Here is a 16,859-nt window from a genome sequence, read left to right as displayed (position 1 = left end):
GTGCCGTGATCTATCCGTCGGGGTTGCCGCGAGCCGGCCGGTCGGATCGATCCGAGAGGGAGCGGGAAACGCATGCTGCTGCGGAAGCGGAGGGCAGCGCTCAAGGCCCGGGCGCGTCAGGCCGCCGTCACGGGGTATGTCGCGCTCGACCGCCGCGCCCCGGTCTCGGAGGCGGCCGGGGCGCTGCTCCGGAAGGCCTTCCCCGACCACTGGTCGTTCCTCCTGGGTGAGCTCGCCCTCTACAGCTTCGTCCTACTGATCCTCACCGGCAGCTATCTGACCTTCTTCTTCGAGCCGGACATGACCGAGGTCCCGTACGACGGCTCGTACGGGCCGCTGCGCGGGCTGCTCGTCACCGGCGCCTACGCCTCGACGCTCGACATCACATTCGACGTGCGCGGCGGCCTGCTGATCCGGCAGATGCACCACTGGGCGGCCCTGGTCTTCGTGGCCGCCCTGGGGGTGCACATGCTGCGCGTCTTCTTCACCGGGGCCTTCCGGCGGCCGCGTGAGCTCAACTGGATGATCGGCGTGACGCTGTTCATGCTCGCGCTGCTGGAGGGCTTCTGCGGCTACTCGCTGCCGGACGACCTGCTGTCGGGCACCGGGATGCGTACCGCCAACTCGATCGTGCTGTCGATCCCGGTCGTCGGCACGCATCTGAGTTTCCTCGTGTGGGGCGGGTCGTTCCCGGGGCAGGCCGTGATGAAGCGCCTGTACATCGTGCATGTGCTGTTCGTGCCGGGGCTGCTGATCGCGTTGATCGCGGCGCACCTGCTGCTGGTCGTGTATCTGAAGCACACGCACTGGGCCGAGCGGGGACGGACGAACAGCAACGCCGTCGGTATGCCGATGGTCCCGCAGTTCACCATGAAGTCGGCGGGGCTGAACTTCATGGTCTTCGGAGTGCTCACGGTGCTCAGCGCTCTCGCGCAGATCAATCCCGTCTGGGCGTTCGGCCCCTACCGTGCCGATCAGGTGTCGACGGACGCGCAGCCGGACTGGTACGTGGGCTTCCTGGAGGGGGCCCTGCGCCTGATGCCGCCGTGGGAGAGCGCGGTGGGCGGGCACACGGTCATGTGGAACGTCCTCCTGCCCGCGGTGGTGCTGCCGGGGCTGCTGTTCCTCGTGCTCTACTGCTACCCCTTCTTCGAGAAGTGGGTCACCGGGGACCACCTGGAACACCATCTGTGCGACCGGCCGCGCGACCGGCCCGTCCGGACGGGCCTGGGGGTGGCCGCCGTGGTGTTCTACGGGGTGCTGCTGGCGGCCGGCGGCAACGACGTCATGGCGATGACCTTCCGGATCTCCGTCGAGGCGCTGACCTGGATCTTCCGCGTGGCGGTGATCGCCGGGCCGGTGCTGGCCTTCCTCGTCACCAAGCGGGTCTGCCTGGCGCTCCAGGCCCGTGACCGCCGGCGGCTGGAGGAGGGCGAGGAGACGGGAGCGGTCGCCCAGTCCCCGGAGGGCGGTTTCAGCGAGGGTGGCCGGGCGCTGGACGCCTCGTTCCACTACCGGCTGCTGGTACGCGACATCCCGGCGCCCCTGGCCCCTCCCGAGGCCGGGTCGTCCCGCCGGTACCGGCTGCGGGCGGCGCTGAGCGGCTGGTTCTACCGGCAGCGGGTGGAGATGCCGGCCACCCCTGAGCAGCGGCTCCAGGCATCGGCCCGCACGGCGGGCCCGCTCGCCGGGGCGGAGACGCGGGAGGAGTAGCCGCGGAGGCATCCGCCCTCAGTCGTCCACGTCCGTGAACTGGAGGGCCATCCCGAGCACTCCGGCCATCGTGACGCCGATGCCGATGATGAACAGCCACAGCCCGTAGACGATGCCCAGCACGGCCAGGGTGGCGCCCATGGCCGTGAGGGGCGGGTAGCCGCTGTGCGGCGGGAAGAAGCCCAGCGTGCCGGCCCGCTCGTGGATCCGCGAGTCGGGGCGGTCCTCCGGTCTGTCGCCCCTGCGGTGGTGGTTCACCGCGCAGAAGAAGGAGATGACCGACGCCATGAGGAAGGCGACGGTGAGCGCCGCCCCGCCGGCGGGTTCTCGGGCGAGCCAGATGTAGACGGCGTCGGTGACGAGGAAGAAGACCGCGACGCCGGCGAAGATGTAGGCCTCCGTCTTCATTCCTTCTGTCCTCCCAGGGTGTCGGGGGTAGGCGCCGCCTCGCCGCCGACCGGCAGGCCGAGTACGTCGGGGTGGTGGAGGTCGAAGGCGGGCGAGTCGGAGCGGATGCGCGGAATCGCGTCGAAATTGTGGCGCGGCGGCGGACAGCCGGTCGCCCATTCCAGCGAGCGGCCGAATCCCCAGGGATCGTCGGTCTCGACCTTCTCCCCGTAGCGCGCCGTCTTCCAGACGTTGTAGAGGAACGGCAGGGTGGACAGGCCGAGCAGGAACGCGCCGATGGAGGAGACGGTGTTGAGGGCGGTGAATCCGTCGGCGGCCAGGTAGTCGGCGTAGCGGCGGGGCATTCCCGATTCGCCGAGCCAGTGCTGGACGAGAAAGGTCGTCTGGAACCCGGTGAACAGGGTCCAGAAGTGGATCCTGCCGATGCGTTCGTCCAGCATCTTGCCGGTCAGCTTGGGCCACCAGAAGTAGAAGCCGCCGAACAGGGCGAAGACGATGGTGCCGAAGAGGACGTAGTGGAGGTGGGCGACGATGAAGTAGCTGTCGGTCAGGTGGAAGTCCAGCGGGGGCGACGCGATGAGGACCCCGCTGAGCCCGCCCAGCAGAAAGGTGACCATGAAGCCGATCGCCCACAGCATCGGCGTCTCGAAGGAGATGCTGCCCCGCCACATGGTGCCGATCCAGTTGAAGAACTTCACTCCGGTCGGCACCGCGATCAGGAAGGACAGCAGCGAGAAGAAAGGCAGCAGCACCGCGCCGGTGGCGAACATGTGATGGGCCCAGACCGTCGCGGAGAGCATGGTGATGGCGATGGTGGCGCCCACCATTCCGGCGTAGCCGAAGACCGGCTTCCTGCTGAACACCGGGATGATCTCCGTGATGATGCCGAAGAACGGCAGGGCCACGATGTAGACCTCGGGGTGGCCGAAGAACCAGAACAGGTGCTGCCAGAGCAACGCCCCTCCGTTCGCGGCGTCGAACACGTGCGCGCCGAATTTCCGGTCCGCCTCCAGCGCGAACAGGGCCGCCGTCAGGACGGGGAAGGCCGGCAGGACGAGGATCGCGGTGAACAGGACGTTCCAGGTGAACATCGGCATCCTGAACATCGTCATGCCGGGGGCCCTGAGGCACAGGATGGTGGCGATGAAATTGACGGCGCCCAGGGTGGTGCTCAGACCGGCCAGGACCAGGCCCATGGCCCACAGGTCGCCTCCCGCGCCGGGCGAGTGGACGGCCGAGTTGAGCGGGGCGTAGGCGAACCATCCGAAAGCGGCGGGGCCACCGGGCACGACGATCCCGGAGACGACCATCAGCCCCCCGAAGAGGAAAAGCCAGTAGGTCAGGGCGTTGAGGCGGGGGAAGGCGACGTCGGGGGCGCCGATCTGCAGCGGCATGATGGCATTGGCGAACCCGGTGAACGCCGGGGTCGCGAAGAGCAGCATCATGAGCGTGCCGTGAATGGTGAACAGCTGGTTGTACTGCGTCGTGCTGAAGATCTGCAGGCCGGGGCGGGCCAGCTCCGCGCGCATCAGCATCGCCAGGAGTCCCCCGATCAGGAAGAACCCGAACGAGGTGACCAGGTACATGTTCCCGATCGTCTTGTGGTCGGTCGTGGTGAGGTAGTCCACGAGCCTGCCGCCCAGCCCCGTACGGGGTTCGGGCGGAGCGGCGTCGTCGGCGTGCTCCCGGCTGCGATCGTCTTCCAGCTGCGGCATCGCCCCTCCGGAGAGCACTCGGGAGCACTCCGCACCGGTGACTGTGCCGCCACGTCGTGCCCTTCTGCTGTATCTGCTGCGACCTTCCGCTGAACAGCCACGTCTGTGTAACCTCGGCAGGATTCCCGCAAACCTGTGACCAGGCAAACGGAGCATTCCGCGCCTGAACGCCGACTCCGCCGATCGCGCGAGGCTCACCCCCGGCACGGCTGGCCGGCGGGCCGGGCGGGTACGGGAAGACGGGTGAGAATCCGACACCCCGCCGAAGGCGGCGGCGAGCGTCGCAGGCCGTTCGAGAGGTTCGCCGAGAAAGCCTCCCACTTCACCAGCTCACGCATGTTCTTCGGATTGTGCCTCCTGCTGGTCGCCAATTTCGTCGCCGTGCACGTCGTCCACACCTCGATCGAGACCGAGCTGCTCTCCGCGGGCCTGATGACCTGCCTGACACTCCTCCTGCTGGCCCTGCTCAAGAATTCCGAGCTTCGGGCCGAGCACGCCATTCAGCGCAAGCTGGACGCGATCGCGAAGGCCCTGCTGGAGCACCACGAGGGGAACGGCGGCAGCAGGGCCTTCGACGAGCTGCGCGACGCGATCCGCATGGAGGAGGAGATCTGAGCCCTGCCGGGCCGAGGGAAGCGGCTGGTCAGGCCTGCTCCAGCCGGGCGAAGGGGCTGTCGTCGAGCCGGGCCAGCAGCGCGGCCGGGTCGTGGTAGATCGCGAGGGCTCCCGCGTCCTCGAGTTCGGTGCGGCTGATGCCGCCCGAGAGGAAGGCGACGCACTCGACGCCCGCCGCGCGCGAGGCGTCGACGTCCCACACCGTGTCCCCGACGAACAGGGCGCGTTCCGGGTCCGTCCCGGCCTGCTCCAGGGCGCGGTGCACGGGGTCGGGCGCGGGTTTGGTCGCGTCCACGTCGTCCGCGCTGGTGGCGGCGTGGACGGCGTCGTCGGCGCCGATGGCGCCGCGCAGGGCGGCGAGTTCCTCGGCCGACGCGGAGGTGGCCAGCACCACACGCCAGCCGCGGCCGGACAGGGCCCGCAGCAGTTCGGGGGCACCGTCCAGGACGGGGAGCCGGTCGAACCAGGTGGCGTAGACGGCGCTGTGCGTCGCGTTCAGTTCCTCGTCCCGGTCCCGGTCGCGGTCGTCGCCGAGCAGGCGGTCCAGCAGGCGGCCCGAGCCCATGCCGATCGTGTGGTGGATGTCGGCCATGGCGACCTGGTGTCCGGCCCGGTGGAAAGCCTCCCACCAGGTCACCGCGTGGAGGTAGTTCGTGTCGACGAGGGTGCCGTCCACGTCGAACAGGGCGGCGCGGGGGCGGGCGCTCACGGCGCTGTGCCGGGGGTGAAGAGCACGGGGTTCTCCTTGAGCTGGTGGTCAGGACCGTTCGTCGCGGCGCCCACGGGCACGCAGGCACCGGAGCATCTCCTCGCCGTAGGGCAGGGCGACGAAGACGCCTATCGCCGCGGCGATCGAGGCGAGGTAGCCGGTGGGGAGCGGGTGTTCCTTGGGAACGAGCTTCCAGTCGTCGGGAGCGCCCGTGCCGCCGCCGAGGCCGGCACGGACCTTGTCCCAGTGGAGGCACGCGGCGAACGAGAAAGCGGCGAGCGGAAGGACTTCCAGGAAGCTGTGGATGTGCTGCTCCAGTGGGCGGACCTCCCGCTCGCGGGTGGCGAGGGAGACGTCCCACAGGGCGGTGGCGCCGTGCGCCGCGGCAGCGCCGCCCATGAGGGACAGCACCAGCGGGTTGATCTTCGCGACCAGTCCCGCGACGACGGGCAGGCCGGCCTCGGTCATCATCAGGGCGTGCACCGCGGACTCCCGTACGCCGGAGGTGTCCTCGATGCGGGTACGGCGGTGCATCGCCCAGTCGGCGACGCCGGGAACGAACCACAGGGGCATCACCCCGTACAGCAGGAAGCGACGGCTGGCGTTCTCCACGTCGTCGGCGCCGGGCGGGACGCGCAGGGCGGGGCGGTCGCGCCAGGACGGCCACCGGCGTGCGGGTCCGGTGCGGGACATGCGCATGACTTCCCTCCGGGAGTCGAGGTCGGGATCGAAGAACGGGGTCACGTACGGCAGTTCCTGAGGTACCGGCGGACCAGGCAGCCGGTGGTGAGCAGGGCCGCGACCGTCCGGGCGGGATGGCGGGCGACGACGGCCTGGAGCGAGTGGGCGTGGGCGCGGTCGTCGAAGGCCCCGTGCGCGCCGAAGTCGGATCCGGGCTGCTGGTCGACGGGCTTCCAGAGGTTGTGCGGCCGCCCGGTGGGGGCCGGTTCCTCCGTCTGCTGGGAGGAGACGCCGGTACGGGCGAGGTAGCGGTCGAGGAGGGCGGGGGCGAGGTTGTTGGCGAGGATGGTGGCGGCGGTGGAGGCACCGACGTAGTACTGCTTGCGCCGTGGATGGTCGGCGGCGAAGACGACGGCGCGGGCGGCGACCTCGGGCTGGTAGATCGGCGGTACGGGCTGGGGGCGGCGCGGCAGGCGGGAGAGGACCCAGTCGAACTGAGGGGTGTTGACGGCCGGCATCTGCACGATGGTGATGCGCACTCTGCTGTGCTGGTTGAGGAGTTCGGTCCGTACGGCCGAGGTGAAGCCGTTGACGGCGTGCTTGGCGCCGCAGTAGGCGGACTGCAGGGGAACGGAGCGTGCGCCGAGGGCCGAGCCGACCTGCACGATGGTGCCGGCGTTGCGCGAGGTCATACGGCGCAGGGCGGCCCGGGTGCCGTGGACGCAGCCGAGGTAGGTGACCTCGGTGACGCGCTCGTACTCGTCGGGTCCGATGTCGGGAAAGGGGGCGAAGACGGAGGTGAAGGCCGCGTTGACCCATACGTCGATCGGCCCGAAGGCCGCCTCGGCGGCGTCGGCGGCCGCCTCGACCTGGGCGTGGTGGGCGACGTCGGTGGGCACCGGCAGGGCCAGGCCGCCCAGCTGGGTCACGTCCTTCGCCGCGGCCGCCAGACCGGCCCCGCCGCGAGCCAGCAGGGCGATGCGGGCGCCGCGCCGGGCGAACAGCCGGGCGGTGGCCCGGCCGATGCCGGCGCTGGCGCCCGTGATGACGACCGTCTGGGGCATGGGCGCTGTCCTTCCCTCGCGTGCTTCTTCCTGTGGGCGTGCGGCATACGACGTACGGTCCCGTCAGCGCACCCGGTACGGGTCCGCCCGGTCGGCGTTCAGCCTCAGCCCGTGCCCGGGCGCGTCGTCCGTGCCGGGGCGGACGCTTCCTCCCGCGGGGTCGAGGGTGCCGTCGAAGAGCAGGTTCTCGACGCGGACGTGGTCGTGGAACCACTCCACGTGCCGCAGGTTGGGTACGGCCGCGGCGGCGTGCGCGTGGGCGTGCGGGGCGCAGTGGGCCGACAGCTGCAACCCCGATGCCTCGGCCAGGGCGGCGGTGCGCAGCCAGACCGTCAGACCGCCGCAGCGGGTGGCGTCGGCCTGGAGGCAGTCGACGGCCTCCGCCGCCAGCATGTGGGCGAAGTAGGGCAGGGTGTAGCCGTATTCGCCGGCCGCCACATCCAGGGTGACCAGGTTGCGGACGAGGGCGAGGCCGGGAAGGTCGTCGGAGGAGACCGGCTCCTCGAACCAGGTGACGCCGTGGTCGTCGAGGTGGCGGGCGAGGCGGACGGCCTGTTTGCGGGTGTAGGCGCCGTTGGCGTCGACGTAGAGCTCCACCGCGTCGCCGATGCTGCGCCGTGCCAGGGCGACGCGGTGGCGGTCGTGGTCCTCGGCGGTGCCCCGGCTCTCGCCGATCTTGATTTTGACCCGTGGGATGCCGGCGTCCTCGGACCACCGGCGCAGCCGGCGGTCCTGTTCCTGGTCGTCGTACGTGGTGAAGCCGCCGCTTCCGTAGACGGGCACGTGCGGGTGGTGGGCGCCCAGGAGCCGTACGAGGGGCAGGTCGAGCAGCCGGGCCTTGAGGTCCCACAGGGCGATGTCCACAGCGGAGATGGCGCCCGCGACCAGACCGGGGCGGCCCGTGTTGCGTACGGCGCGGCTCATGGCCTCGTGGGCCGCGGGGACGTCCCAGGGGCTGTGGCCGGTGAGGTGGGGGGCGAGTTCGGAGTCGATGACGTCGGCCGTGGCGGCGGCGCCGTAGGTGTAGCCGAGGCCGGTGGTCCGGCCGGAGCGGACGTGCGCCAGGACGAGGGTGGTGGAGTCCCAGGCCAGGGTGCCGTCGGCCTCGGGCAGGTCCGTGGGGACGGTGTAGGCGGCGGTCTCGACGCCGTCGATCAGGGGGCTCATCGGCGGCTCCCGGTCCCGGCGGGGTGGCGGAGACCGCCGCGTGCCCCGGCGGCCAGGCGGGCGGCGGCGCGGTCGACGAGGGCCATGATGGTCAGGGCGGGGTTGGCGCTGCCCTGGGTGGGCAGCACGCTGCCGTCGGTGACGAGGAGGTTGGGTACGGCGAAGGTGCGCAGGTCGCGGTCGACGATGCCGTGTTCGGGGTCGCGGGCCATGCGGCAGCCGCCGACGAGGTGGGCGTAGCGGTTGATCGTGATCACCTCGGAGGCCCCGGCCGCCCGCAGGATGTCCGCCATGACGCTTTCCGCCGCCTGGATCAGCTGCCGGTCGTTGTCGCACTGGCTGTAGGAGAAGTGGGCCACGGGCAGTCCGTAGCGGTCCTTCTCGTCGGCGAGGGTGACGCGGTTGCCGGGCTGGGGCAGCAGTTCGCACAGGGCGCCCAGGGTGGCCCAGTGGATGTAGTCCTGCATGCAGGAGCGCAGGTCCTCGCCCCAGTGGCCCTGGGCGGCGACGTGTTCGGCCCAGACGATGGGCAGGGGGGAGACGGTCTGGAGGGAGAAGCCGCGGCGGTAGGGGCGGGTGGGGTCGGTCTCGTAGAACTGCTCGCTGGTGACCTCCGGCGGCGGCGCCTTGTACGCGCGGACCTCCTCGGTGAAGCGGCCGGAGGTCTGGGGCGCGCCCTGGACCATGACGTAGCGGCCGACGAGGTCGAAGTCGTTGCACAGGCCGTCGGGGAAGCGGCGGTCGGCGGAGTTGAGCAGAAGGCGCGGCGTTTCGAGGGAGTAGCCGGCGACGGCGACCGTACGGGCCCGCTGGAGGCGTTCCTTGCCGTCGCGGACGTAGCGCACGCCGATGGCCAGGCGTCCGCCGGCGTCCAGTTCGATGCCGGTGACCATGGACTGGGCGCGGATCTCCGCGCCGTGGGCGAGCGCGTCGGGGACGTGGGTGATGAGGGTGGAGGCCTTGGCGTTGACCTTGCAGCCCTGGAGGCAGAAGCCGCGGTAGATACAGTGGGGGCGGTTGCCGAAGCGGCCGTTGGTGATGGCGACCGGCCCGACGCGGGCCTCGATGCCCAGGGCGGCGGCGCCGCGCAGGAACACCTCGCCGTTGCCGCTGACGGGGTGCGGGGCGTGGGGGTAGGCGTGGGGGTCGCCCCAGGGCCAGTACTGTCCGGCGACCGGCAGCTCCTGCTCGATCCGCTCGTAGGACGCGCGCAGGTCCTCGTAGGCCAGGGGCCAGTCGGCGCCCACGCCGTCCTCGGTGTACGTACGGAAGTCGGAGGGGTGGAAGCGGGGCGCGAAGCCGGCGAAGTGGATGGTGGAACCGCCGACGCCGCGACCGGAGTTGTTGGAGCCCAGGGGGACGGGGTCGTCGCCGGAGATGACGCGGGGCTCGGTCCAGTACAGGTGGTGGGAGGCGGCCTCGTCGCTGACCCAGTCGGTGTCGGGATTCCAGAAGGGGCCCGCCTCCAGGCAGACGACCGACCAGCCGTGCCGGCTCATGCGCTGGGCGAGGGTCGCGCCGCCGGCACCGCAGCCGACGATGACGAGGTCGACCTCGTCGCCGTCGTCGAAGCGCCGCATGTCGTCGATGAGCCTGTGGTCGAAGCGGGTGTCGTCGCGGGGAAGCAGCCAGGCCGAGGCGTTGCGGGCGCGTACGCGGCGCGACGGCTCGCTGGTCAGGCGCAGCGTGGCGGCGCTGCCGGCCAGGGAACGGAGGGGGCCGGGACGGCGGGTGATGGGTTTCCTGGTGGGCCGGGCGTCGGAGTCCCCCGCGGGCTCGGCCTCGGACTCCGCCGACGGCTCGGCGTCGGCCGGCCGGTCGTCGGCGACTTCCCAGGGTTCGCGCACGCCGAGGCCGAGGCGCAGGTAGCCGCGCGGGTAGGCCGGTCCGCCGTAGCCGATCTCGTTCCAGGCCCAGGGGTGGGAGTAGAAGGCCGTGGCGGTGTAGCGGGTCCACAGGCCCCATACGTGGGCGGCGGGCATGCCGTGCCAGGGGTCCGTTCCGGCGTCCCGCACGGCCTGGATCAGCCGGGCCTGTTCCTCGCGCGAGAGGTCCGCGAACCGTGCGGCGTGCCGGCCGCGCGCGTCGTCGTCCAGCGCGTGGAGGGAACGCCGCCAGGCGGTGTCGTCCTCGGGCATGTCCACGTAGCGCCACCCGTCCGTCTGCATCTCGGCGAGCCGTGCGTCGATCATCTGCAGGACGGGCACCTTGGGGTCGCTCCACTGGGCGAGCAGGTGGTCGAAGAGGACGGTGGCGGTGGCTTCCTCGGCCAGGGAGAAGAAGCGCAGGTCGGGTTGGAGGGCGGTGCGGGAGAGCACGACGGCCGAGGTCGTCGCGTCCCACGTGGGGACCTGGGCGAGCACGTCGTATCCGGTGAACCGGGAGGTGTGCTGTCCCGGCGTCGTCGCCTGCCGGCCGGTGGGCCCGCCGGTGCGCGGCCGGTCCGCGGGGGCGCCGGTACGGGGCCGGTCAGCGGGGCCGCCGGACCGTGTCACGGCTCATCGCTCCCTGCGCAGCAGCGCGGCCAGCAGTCCCATGCCGCCGACCATCGTCACCAGCAGCGGCGCGAACAGCGGCGGGCCCAGCTCGATGTTGTAGCGGGCCATGGACCAGCCGCCGGGCTTCTGGGCGATGCCGCGCAGGTGCAGGTAGGTGCCCTGGAGGCCGTTGGCGACGATGGCGGCCGAGGCGAGGGGCAGGGCCGTCTTCGCCATGCGCTCGCTGGCGAACCCGGCGACGCCGGCGGCCGCCCCGACCGGCCCCAGCAGCACCGGCCACCACATGACGCGGTTGCCGAAGCTCGCCCGGTCGTGTTCGAGGTAGATCTCGGCGGCGGTGACGAGCGAGCCGGCGGCCGTCAGCAGGGACAGCGACCTCTCGAAACGGCCGTGGCGCACGTTGCGCACCATCCGGTCCAGGGCGTACGGGGCGGAGGGCGCGCGCGTGGCCGTGGCGTGCCCGGGACGGAGGGTCATCGGCCGTCCTCCGCCCCGGTGTCGTGGTGCCTGGCGCGCCGGTGGCCGCCGGGCAGGAACTCCTGGATCTTCGCCTTGAAGCCCTGGCGGACCATGGCGGCCCGGTCGCTGTCGCCCTTGAGGATCGCGGAGGCGGTGGCCTCCATCTGGTCCCAGCTCGCGTGCGGCGGGATGGGCGGTACGGCCGGGTCGGTGCGGAAGTCGATGACGAAGGGGCGGTCGGCGGCCAGGGCCCGGCGCCAGGCGTCCACCACTCCCCCGGGTTCCTCGACCCGGACCCCGTCGAGCCCGATCGAGCGGGCGAAGTCGGCGTAGGGCACGTCGGGGATGGCCTGGGAGGGCAGGAACTGCGGGGCGCCCTCCATGGCGCGCATCTCCCAGGTGACCTGGTTGAGGTCCTGGTTGTTGAGGACGGCCACGACGAGCCGGGGGTCCTCCCACTCCCGGTAGTACTTGAGGGCGGTGATCAGCTCGGCGAGGCCGTTCATCTGCATCGCCCCGTCGCCCACCAGGGCGATGGCGGGGCGGTCGGGGTGGGCGAACTTGGCGCCGATGGCGTACGGAACCCCGGGCCCCATGGTGGCGAGCGTGCCGGACAGGGAGCCGCGCATGGAGCCGCGGATGCGCAGGTGGCGGGCGTACCAGTTGGCGGCCGAGCCGGAGTCGGCGGTCAGCACCGCGTTGTCGGGCAGCAGCGGGTCGAGGGCGTGGAAGACGTACTCGGGGTTGACGGGGTCGGCGTCGAGGGCGGCCCGCCGCTCCATCACCTCCCACCAGCGGGCGGTGTTCTTCTCGATCCCCGCCCGCCAGTCGCCGTGCTCCTTCGGCTTGAGCCGCGGGATCAGCCGGGCGAGGGTCTCGCGGGCGTCGCCGACGAGGTTGACCTCGAAGGGGTAGCGCAGGCCCACCATGAACGGGTCGACGTCGATCTGCACCGCGCGCGCCTGGTCGAACTCCGGCATGAACTGGGTGTAGGGGAAGCTGGAGCCGACGACGAGCAGGGTGTCGCAGTCGCGCATCATCTCGTACGAGGGCCGGGTGCCCAGCAGGCCGATGGAGCCGGTCACGTACGGCAGGTCGTCGGGCAGGACGTCCTTGCCCAGCAGGGCCTTGGCGACCCCGGCGCCGAGCAGGTCGGCGAGCCGCTCGACCTCGGCGCGGGCGCCCCGGGCACCCTGGCCGACGAGGATCGCCACCCGCTCACCGGCGTCGATCACTTCCGCCGCCCGGGTGACCTCGTCGTCGGAGGGAACCGGGGCGTAGGGGGACACACCGAGGCTGGAGGGGACCATCTTGAACGCGTGCCCCGGCGGTGTGTAGTCCAGCTCCTGCACATCGGCGGGGATGATCAAGGCGGTCACGGTGCGCCGCGCCCAGGCGGTGCGCATGGCCCGGTCGAGGACGTTGGGCAGCTGTTCGGGGACGGTCACCACTTCGCAGAAGTCGGCGGCGACGTCCTTGAAGAGGGTGTGGAGGTCGACTTCCTGCTGGTAGGAGCCGCCCATGGCGCTGCGGTTGGTCTGCCCGACGATCGCGACGACGGGGACGTGGTCGAGCTTGGCGTCGTAGAGGCCGTTGAGGAGGTGGATGGCGCCGGGGCCGGACATGGCCGCGCACACACCCACCTTGCCGGAGAACTTGGCGTAGCCCACGGCCTGGAACGCGGCCATCTCCTCGTGCCGGGCCTGGATGAACCGTGGGTCGTCGTCCGCCCTCCCCCACGCGGCCAGCAGGCCGTTGATGCCGTCACCCGCGTAGGCGAAGACCCGCTCGACACCCCATTCGCGCAGGCGCTGCAACAGGTGGTCGGACACCTTGACGGACATGGTTCTCCCTTCCGTCTCTCCGTGCGGGGACATGACTCACCGTGACACCGGGAGCACCCGGGCGCAGGGCGAGGGCCGCCGATCGGGTCAGCGGTCGGGGGCCGTGGCCCCGCTGTTCTCCTTGTCTCTTCTTGTCGCGGGGCTGCTGCCCAAGCCCGCGAAGGGCATGCGCGGTCACGCGCGACCGGTGCGGGGGTACGGCGTCAGGGTTGGCCGCCACCGCCGGGGGTACGCGCTCCGGAGCCAACGGATGGAGGTATCGACCATGGGCATGGGATGGTGCATCGGCCTGATAGCTGTGGGCGCGATCCTCAGCTTCGCCGTGGACTGGCACGTGGAGGGCATGAACCTCACCCTTGCCGGCCTGATCCTGATGGCGGTGGGTTTCATCGGCACGGCCGCGTACGTGAGCGTGTTCAAGCGCCGCCACACGCAGCCACCGCCTCCCGCCGCGCCGGTCATCGAGGAGGACCACCGCTTCACCCGCTAACGGGTGCCGGGAGTCGGACGACGGCATCGGGGGAAGCCTGCTCGCGATCGGCAGGGCTCGTCGTCGAAGGGGTAGGGCCACATGCGCACGCTGACATTCGTCGTCGGTACAGGACGCAGCGGGTCGACCGCGCTGTCCCATATCGTCAACGCGCATCCGGATGTGCTCAGCCTCAACGAGCTGCTGTCGTCGGTGCAGAGCCGCGGCTTCCCGGAAGGACTCCTGGACGGCGGGGAGTTCTGGCGGCTCCTCGCCGAGCCCAATCGGCTGTTCGAGAGCATGATCCGCAGTGGGGCGCCGATGCCGGAGTTCGTCTACACCCGGCGCCCCGGACGGTTCGCGACCGACACCACCGGCATCCCCGCCCTGTCCCTGATGGTGCTTCCGCACCTCACCGACGACCCGGACGGGCTCTTCGACGAGCTCGAGAAGCAGGTGTGCGGCTGGCCGGACCGTACCGCCAAGGGTCACTACGAGGCCCTGTTCGGCCTGCTGTGCGCGCGATTCGGGCGCACGGCGGTCGTCGAACGGTCCGGTTACTCCCTGGAGCGCGTACCGCTCCTGCGCAGAGTCTTCCCGCAGGCGCGCTTCGTGCATCTCTTCAGGAACGGGCCCGACTGCGCCCTGTCCATGAGCCGGCACACCGGCTTCCGGATGATCTTCCTGGTGAGGGACATCCTCGCGCGGACCGGTGCGCAGCGCGTCGAAGAGCTGACCGACGAGCAGGTCCGCTCCCTGCCGCCCGAGCTGTCGGCCCTGCTGGCCGAGCGCTTCGACCCCGCGCTCGTACTCGAGCGCGACCTGCCGCTGGCCGGATTCGGGGCACTGTGGTCGGAACTCGTCACCAGGGGCGTGGCACACCTCGGCGAGGTACCCGCGCCCCAGCGGACCACCCTCGCCTACGAGGACCTGCTCGACGACCCCCGTGAGGAGCTGACGCGACTGGCCGGCTTCATCGGCGTCGAGCCGCTCCCGCGATGGCTCGACGCCGGGAGCGCGCGCCTCGACGGCAGCCGGCGGGGCTCCGCCCGGCGACTGCCGGCGGACGACTACGCGACGCTGCGCGAGTGCTGCGCTCCCGGCACGCGCGCCCTGGCCGGCGGTCGAGGCTAGCCCCTCCCCACTTCAGAGCTCTCGCAGGGCGGGCAGGAGTTCGTCGGCGGCCCAGCGGAGGTACTCCTCCTGGTGGCCGCCGCCGATCTGGACCAGGGCGATCTCGGTGAAGCCCGCCTCCGCGTAGGGGCGTACGGCCTCGACGAAGTCCTCCACGTTCGGGCCGCACGCGATCGCGCCCGCCACGTCGTCCTTCGTGACGTGCTGCGAGGCGGAGGCGAAGGCGATGTCGTGCGGGAGCTCGGAGAGCACCGGCCAGCCCAGGGTGAACCAGCGGAACTGTTCGTGGGCCCGGGCGACGGCCGCGTCGCGGTCCCGGTCGTAGCAGATGGCCAGCTGGCCGATCCGGGGCTTGCCGGTTCCCCCGTGGCGGTCGAAGCAGTCGAGGAGGTCCTTGCGCGGCTCGGTGGCGACGACCAGGTCGGCGAGGTGGCCGGCCATGCGGCAGGAGCGTTCGCCCGACACGGCGATGCCGATCGGGGGAACGGGGTCGGGCAGATCCCACAGCTTGGCGTGCGCGACGTCGTAGTGGGCGCCGCGGTGGGTGAGGGTGCGTCCCTCGAACAGCGCCCGGATGATCTCCACCGCCTCGGCCAGCTTCTCCTGCCGGACGTCGACGGCGGGCCAGCCCTCGCCGACGACGTGCTCGTTGAGGTTCTCCCCCGAACCGAGCCCGAGCCGGAAGCGCCCCTGGGAGAGGGCCTGGATCGTGACCGCCTGCTGGGCGACCACGACGGGGTGGTAGCGGGTGGTCGGGCAGGTCACGAAGGTCATCAGAGGGATGCGGGAAGTGGCCTGCGCGGCGGCACCGAGGACGGCCCACGCGTTGGAGCTGTGCCCCTGGGAGGCGAGCCAGGGGAAGTAGTGGTCGGAGATCACCGAGAAGTCGAAACCCGCCTTCTCGGCCCCTACGACGTGGGCGACGAGATCCCTCGGGCCCGCCTGTTCCGTCATCATCGTGTAGCCGAATTGCGCCATAAGATCCGGTTTCCCCGCGTCATCGCGAGGAAACCGGCCCCACGCGGACGGCTTCGGCCAAGTGGGGGACGGCGCGCCTGTTCGGTCAGTCGGTCGGCAGCCGGCGGGCGTAGACCTTGCCGTACCCGCCGAAGACCGCTGTGGCGCCGAGGCCGTCCACGGAGAGGGAGCCGGGCGACCAGGGGATGTCCGTGCCGTCGCCGGCCACGCCGATCCGCTCGATCCGTCCGGTCCGCAGATCGCGCCGGAAGATGTCGGCGGCCTGGTTGGTGTCCCCGGGCACCAGATTGTCGGCCTCCGAGCCGAAAAACAGCCGACGGCTGTCGGCCGTCATGACGGCACGGTACGCGTCGCGCACGGTCCGGGTACCGGGCAGCGGCGGGCCGGCCTTCGTGGTCGTGCCCTGCCGCAGATCGCGGACGTAGAGCTCGAGGTGCGTGGAGTCCGTGTCCGTGGCATCGCGTTCGAAGACCCTGAACATGGCGTACCGCCCGTCGGGGCTCAACGTCGCGTCCTGTACCGCGTCGCGCAGCACACCGGCGGGGTCGACGGAGGCACCCTGGGTCCGGCCGGTGCGCGCGTCCCACACGTGGAACGGCAACGTGCGGCGCGACGGAGGGGGCTTGGAACCGGCGACCGCGGCGGCCCGGTCGTGAGGAAGCGGGTCGGTGGGAAGCGAGTCGGCGGGAAGCAGGTTGGTGGCCTTCGAACGGAAGCCGATGGTCGTGCCGTCCGCACTGATCACCGGATCGTCGGACCCGTTGTCGGCCCGGGAGCCGTCGGCCCCGACCGTCACCAGCCGGGTGGCCCCCTTCCAACGGTCGGTGACATGGATGTCGCGCCCGTCCACGAGGTAGGCCACGTACCGGCCGTCCCGGCTGATGGTGGGGCTCATGGAGCTCCCGTCACCGGGGGTGATCAGCTCGGTGTGCCCGGTACGGCGGTCCCGGACGTAGACCCTCAAGCCGCTGCCGGCCGGCTGTCCCGGCACGACGCCGGGCGCGTCGGAGGCGAACGCCACGTACCTGCCGTCACCGCTGATGGCTCCCGCGCTCGTGCTCCCGTTCAGCTGCGACCCGTCGTCGGCGACACTGACCCGCTCGGTACGCCCGGTGCGCAGGTCCCGGACGAACACGTCGTACAGACGGTTGGTGTCACCGGGCACCAGATTGGACGCCAAGGACGTGAAGAGGGCGTATCTGCCGTCCGCGCTCAGCCCTCGCGCCTCCGACCAGTCGTCGGGCTGCGCGCCGTCGAGACCGACGTCCACCCGCACGACTCCGTCCCGCTCCGGGTCCGCCTGCGCGGGCAACGCCGCTCCCGCCCACAGGCCGACGGCGGCGAGCGCACAGCCCCCGCGTACCAGCCACCGTCTTCCGCCCCTGCCGTACGTCCGTCTCACCAT

The 16,859-nt window shown here is 71.4% G+C and carries 15 protein-coding genes; 4 read left to right on the top strand and 11 right to left on the bottom strand.

Annotated elements, in window-relative coordinates; all coding sequences use genetic code 11:
* The first annotated feature begins 72 nt into the window (after positions 1-72).
* A complete protein-coding gene (gene qcrB, locus AC07BS_RS01225) occupies positions 73-1,713 on the top strand; it encodes a cytochrome bc1 complex cytochrome b subunit (protein WP_478638812.1) in 1,641 nt (546 codons plus the stop codon).
* Positions 1,714-1,731: 18 nt separating this feature from the next.
* Here the strand turns inward: qcrB and ctaF are convergent, their stop codons facing one another.
* Both ctaF and ctaD read right to left on the bottom strand, forming a co-directional pair.
* The gene (gene ctaF / locus AC07BS_RS01220; RefSeq protein ID WP_478638814.1) at positions 1,732-2,121 is read right to left on the bottom strand and encodes an aa3-type cytochrome oxidase subunit IV; all 390 of its coding nucleotides are present in this window, start codon (positions 2,119-2,121) and stop codon (positions 1,732-1,734) included.
* Complete coding sequence (gene ctaD / locus AC07BS_RS01215) at positions 2,118-3,836, bottom strand: aa3-type cytochrome oxidase subunit I (protein ID WP_478929227.1); 1,719 nt, start codon at positions 3,834-3,836, stop codon at positions 2,118-2,120. The genes ctaF and ctaD overlap by 4 nt, the downstream gene beginning before the upstream one ends.
* Positions 3,837-4,172: 336 nt before the next feature.
* Between ctaD and AC07BS_RS01210 the strand changes: the two genes are divergently transcribed.
* Complete coding sequence (locus AC07BS_RS01210) at positions 4,173-4,451, top strand: hypothetical protein (protein ID WP_478929225.1); 279 nt, start codon at positions 4,173-4,175, stop codon at positions 4,449-4,451.
* Between the two features lie 28 nt (positions 4,452-4,479).
* On the opposite strand, the gene AC07BS_RS01205 is transcribed toward AC07BS_RS01210, so the two are convergent.
* The 7 genes from AC07BS_RS01205 to AC07BS_RS01175 all read right to left on the bottom strand — a co-directional run bounded on the left by AC07BS_RS01205 (position 4,480) and on the right by AC07BS_RS01175 (position 12,873).
* A complete protein-coding gene (locus tag AC07BS_RS01205; RefSeq protein ID WP_478638821.1) occupies positions 4,480-5,160 on the bottom strand; it encodes an HAD family hydrolase in 681 nt (226 codons plus the stop codon).
* Positions 5,161-5,208: 48 nt separating this feature from the next.
* Positions 5,209-5,859, bottom strand: a complete 651-nt coding sequence (locus AC07BS_RS01200; RefSeq protein WP_478639412.1) for a diguanylate cyclase — start codon at positions 5,857-5,859, stop codon at positions 5,209-5,211.
* A 41-nt stretch (positions 5,860-5,900) separates the two neighbouring features.
* Positions 5,901-6,905 carry an SDR family oxidoreductase gene (locus AC07BS_RS01195; protein ID WP_478638823.1) on the bottom strand — a complete coding sequence of 335 codons (1,005 nt, stop codon included), beginning with the start codon at positions 6,903-6,905 and terminating at the stop codon, positions 5,901-5,903.
* A gap of 63 nt (positions 6,906-6,968) precedes the next feature.
* The gene (locus AC07BS_RS01190; RefSeq protein WP_478929222.1) at positions 6,969-8,072 is read right to left on the bottom strand and encodes an enolase C-terminal domain-like protein; all 1,104 of its coding nucleotides are present in this window, start codon (positions 8,070-8,072) and stop codon (positions 6,969-6,971) included.
* Complete coding sequence (locus tag AC07BS_RS01185) at positions 8,069-10,567, bottom strand: GMC family oxidoreductase (RefSeq protein WP_478638826.1); 2,499 nt, start codon at positions 10,565-10,567, stop codon at positions 8,069-8,071. The genes AC07BS_RS01190 and AC07BS_RS01185 overlap by 4 nt, the downstream gene beginning before the upstream one ends.
* Positions 10,568-10,570: 3 nt before the next feature.
* Entirely contained in the window at positions 10,571-11,047 is a 477-nt protein-coding gene (locus AC07BS_RS01180) for a hypothetical protein (RefSeq protein WP_478929220.1), read from the bottom strand.
* Entirely contained in the window at positions 11,044-12,873 is a 1,830-nt protein-coding gene (locus AC07BS_RS01175; RefSeq protein WP_478929218.1) for a thiamine pyrophosphate-requiring protein, read from the bottom strand. Before AC07BS_RS01175 ends, AC07BS_RS01180 begins: the two co-directional genes overlap by 4 nt.
* 265 nt (positions 12,874-13,138) lie before the next feature.
* On the opposite strand from AC07BS_RS01175, the gene AC07BS_RS01170 reads away from it, so the two are divergent.
* Complete coding sequence (locus AC07BS_RS01170) at positions 13,139-13,363, top strand: DUF6458 family protein (protein WP_478639414.1); 225 nt, start codon at positions 13,139-13,141, stop codon at positions 13,361-13,363.
* A gap of 81 nt (positions 13,364-13,444) precedes the next feature.
* Complete coding sequence (locus tag AC07BS_RS01165) at positions 13,445-14,476, top strand: sulfotransferase family protein (RefSeq protein ID WP_478929216.1); 1,032 nt, start codon at positions 13,445-13,447, stop codon at positions 14,474-14,476.
* A gap of 12 nt (positions 14,477-14,488) precedes the next feature.
* On the opposite strand, the gene AC07BS_RS01160 is transcribed toward AC07BS_RS01165, so the two are convergent.
* Entirely contained in the window at positions 14,489-15,454 is a 966-nt protein-coding gene (locus AC07BS_RS01160) for a TIGR03557 family F420-dependent LLM class oxidoreductase (protein ID WP_478638834.1), read from the bottom strand.
* 85 nt (positions 15,455-15,539) lie between these two features.
* A complete protein-coding gene (locus AC07BS_RS01155; RefSeq protein ID WP_478929214.1) occupies positions 15,540-16,859 on the bottom strand; it encodes a TolB family protein in 1,320 nt (439 codons plus the stop codon).

Source organism: Streptomyces sp. NPDC044063 (assembly GCF_056434285.1).
This window is presented reverse-complemented; position numbering and strand designations above follow the sequence as displayed.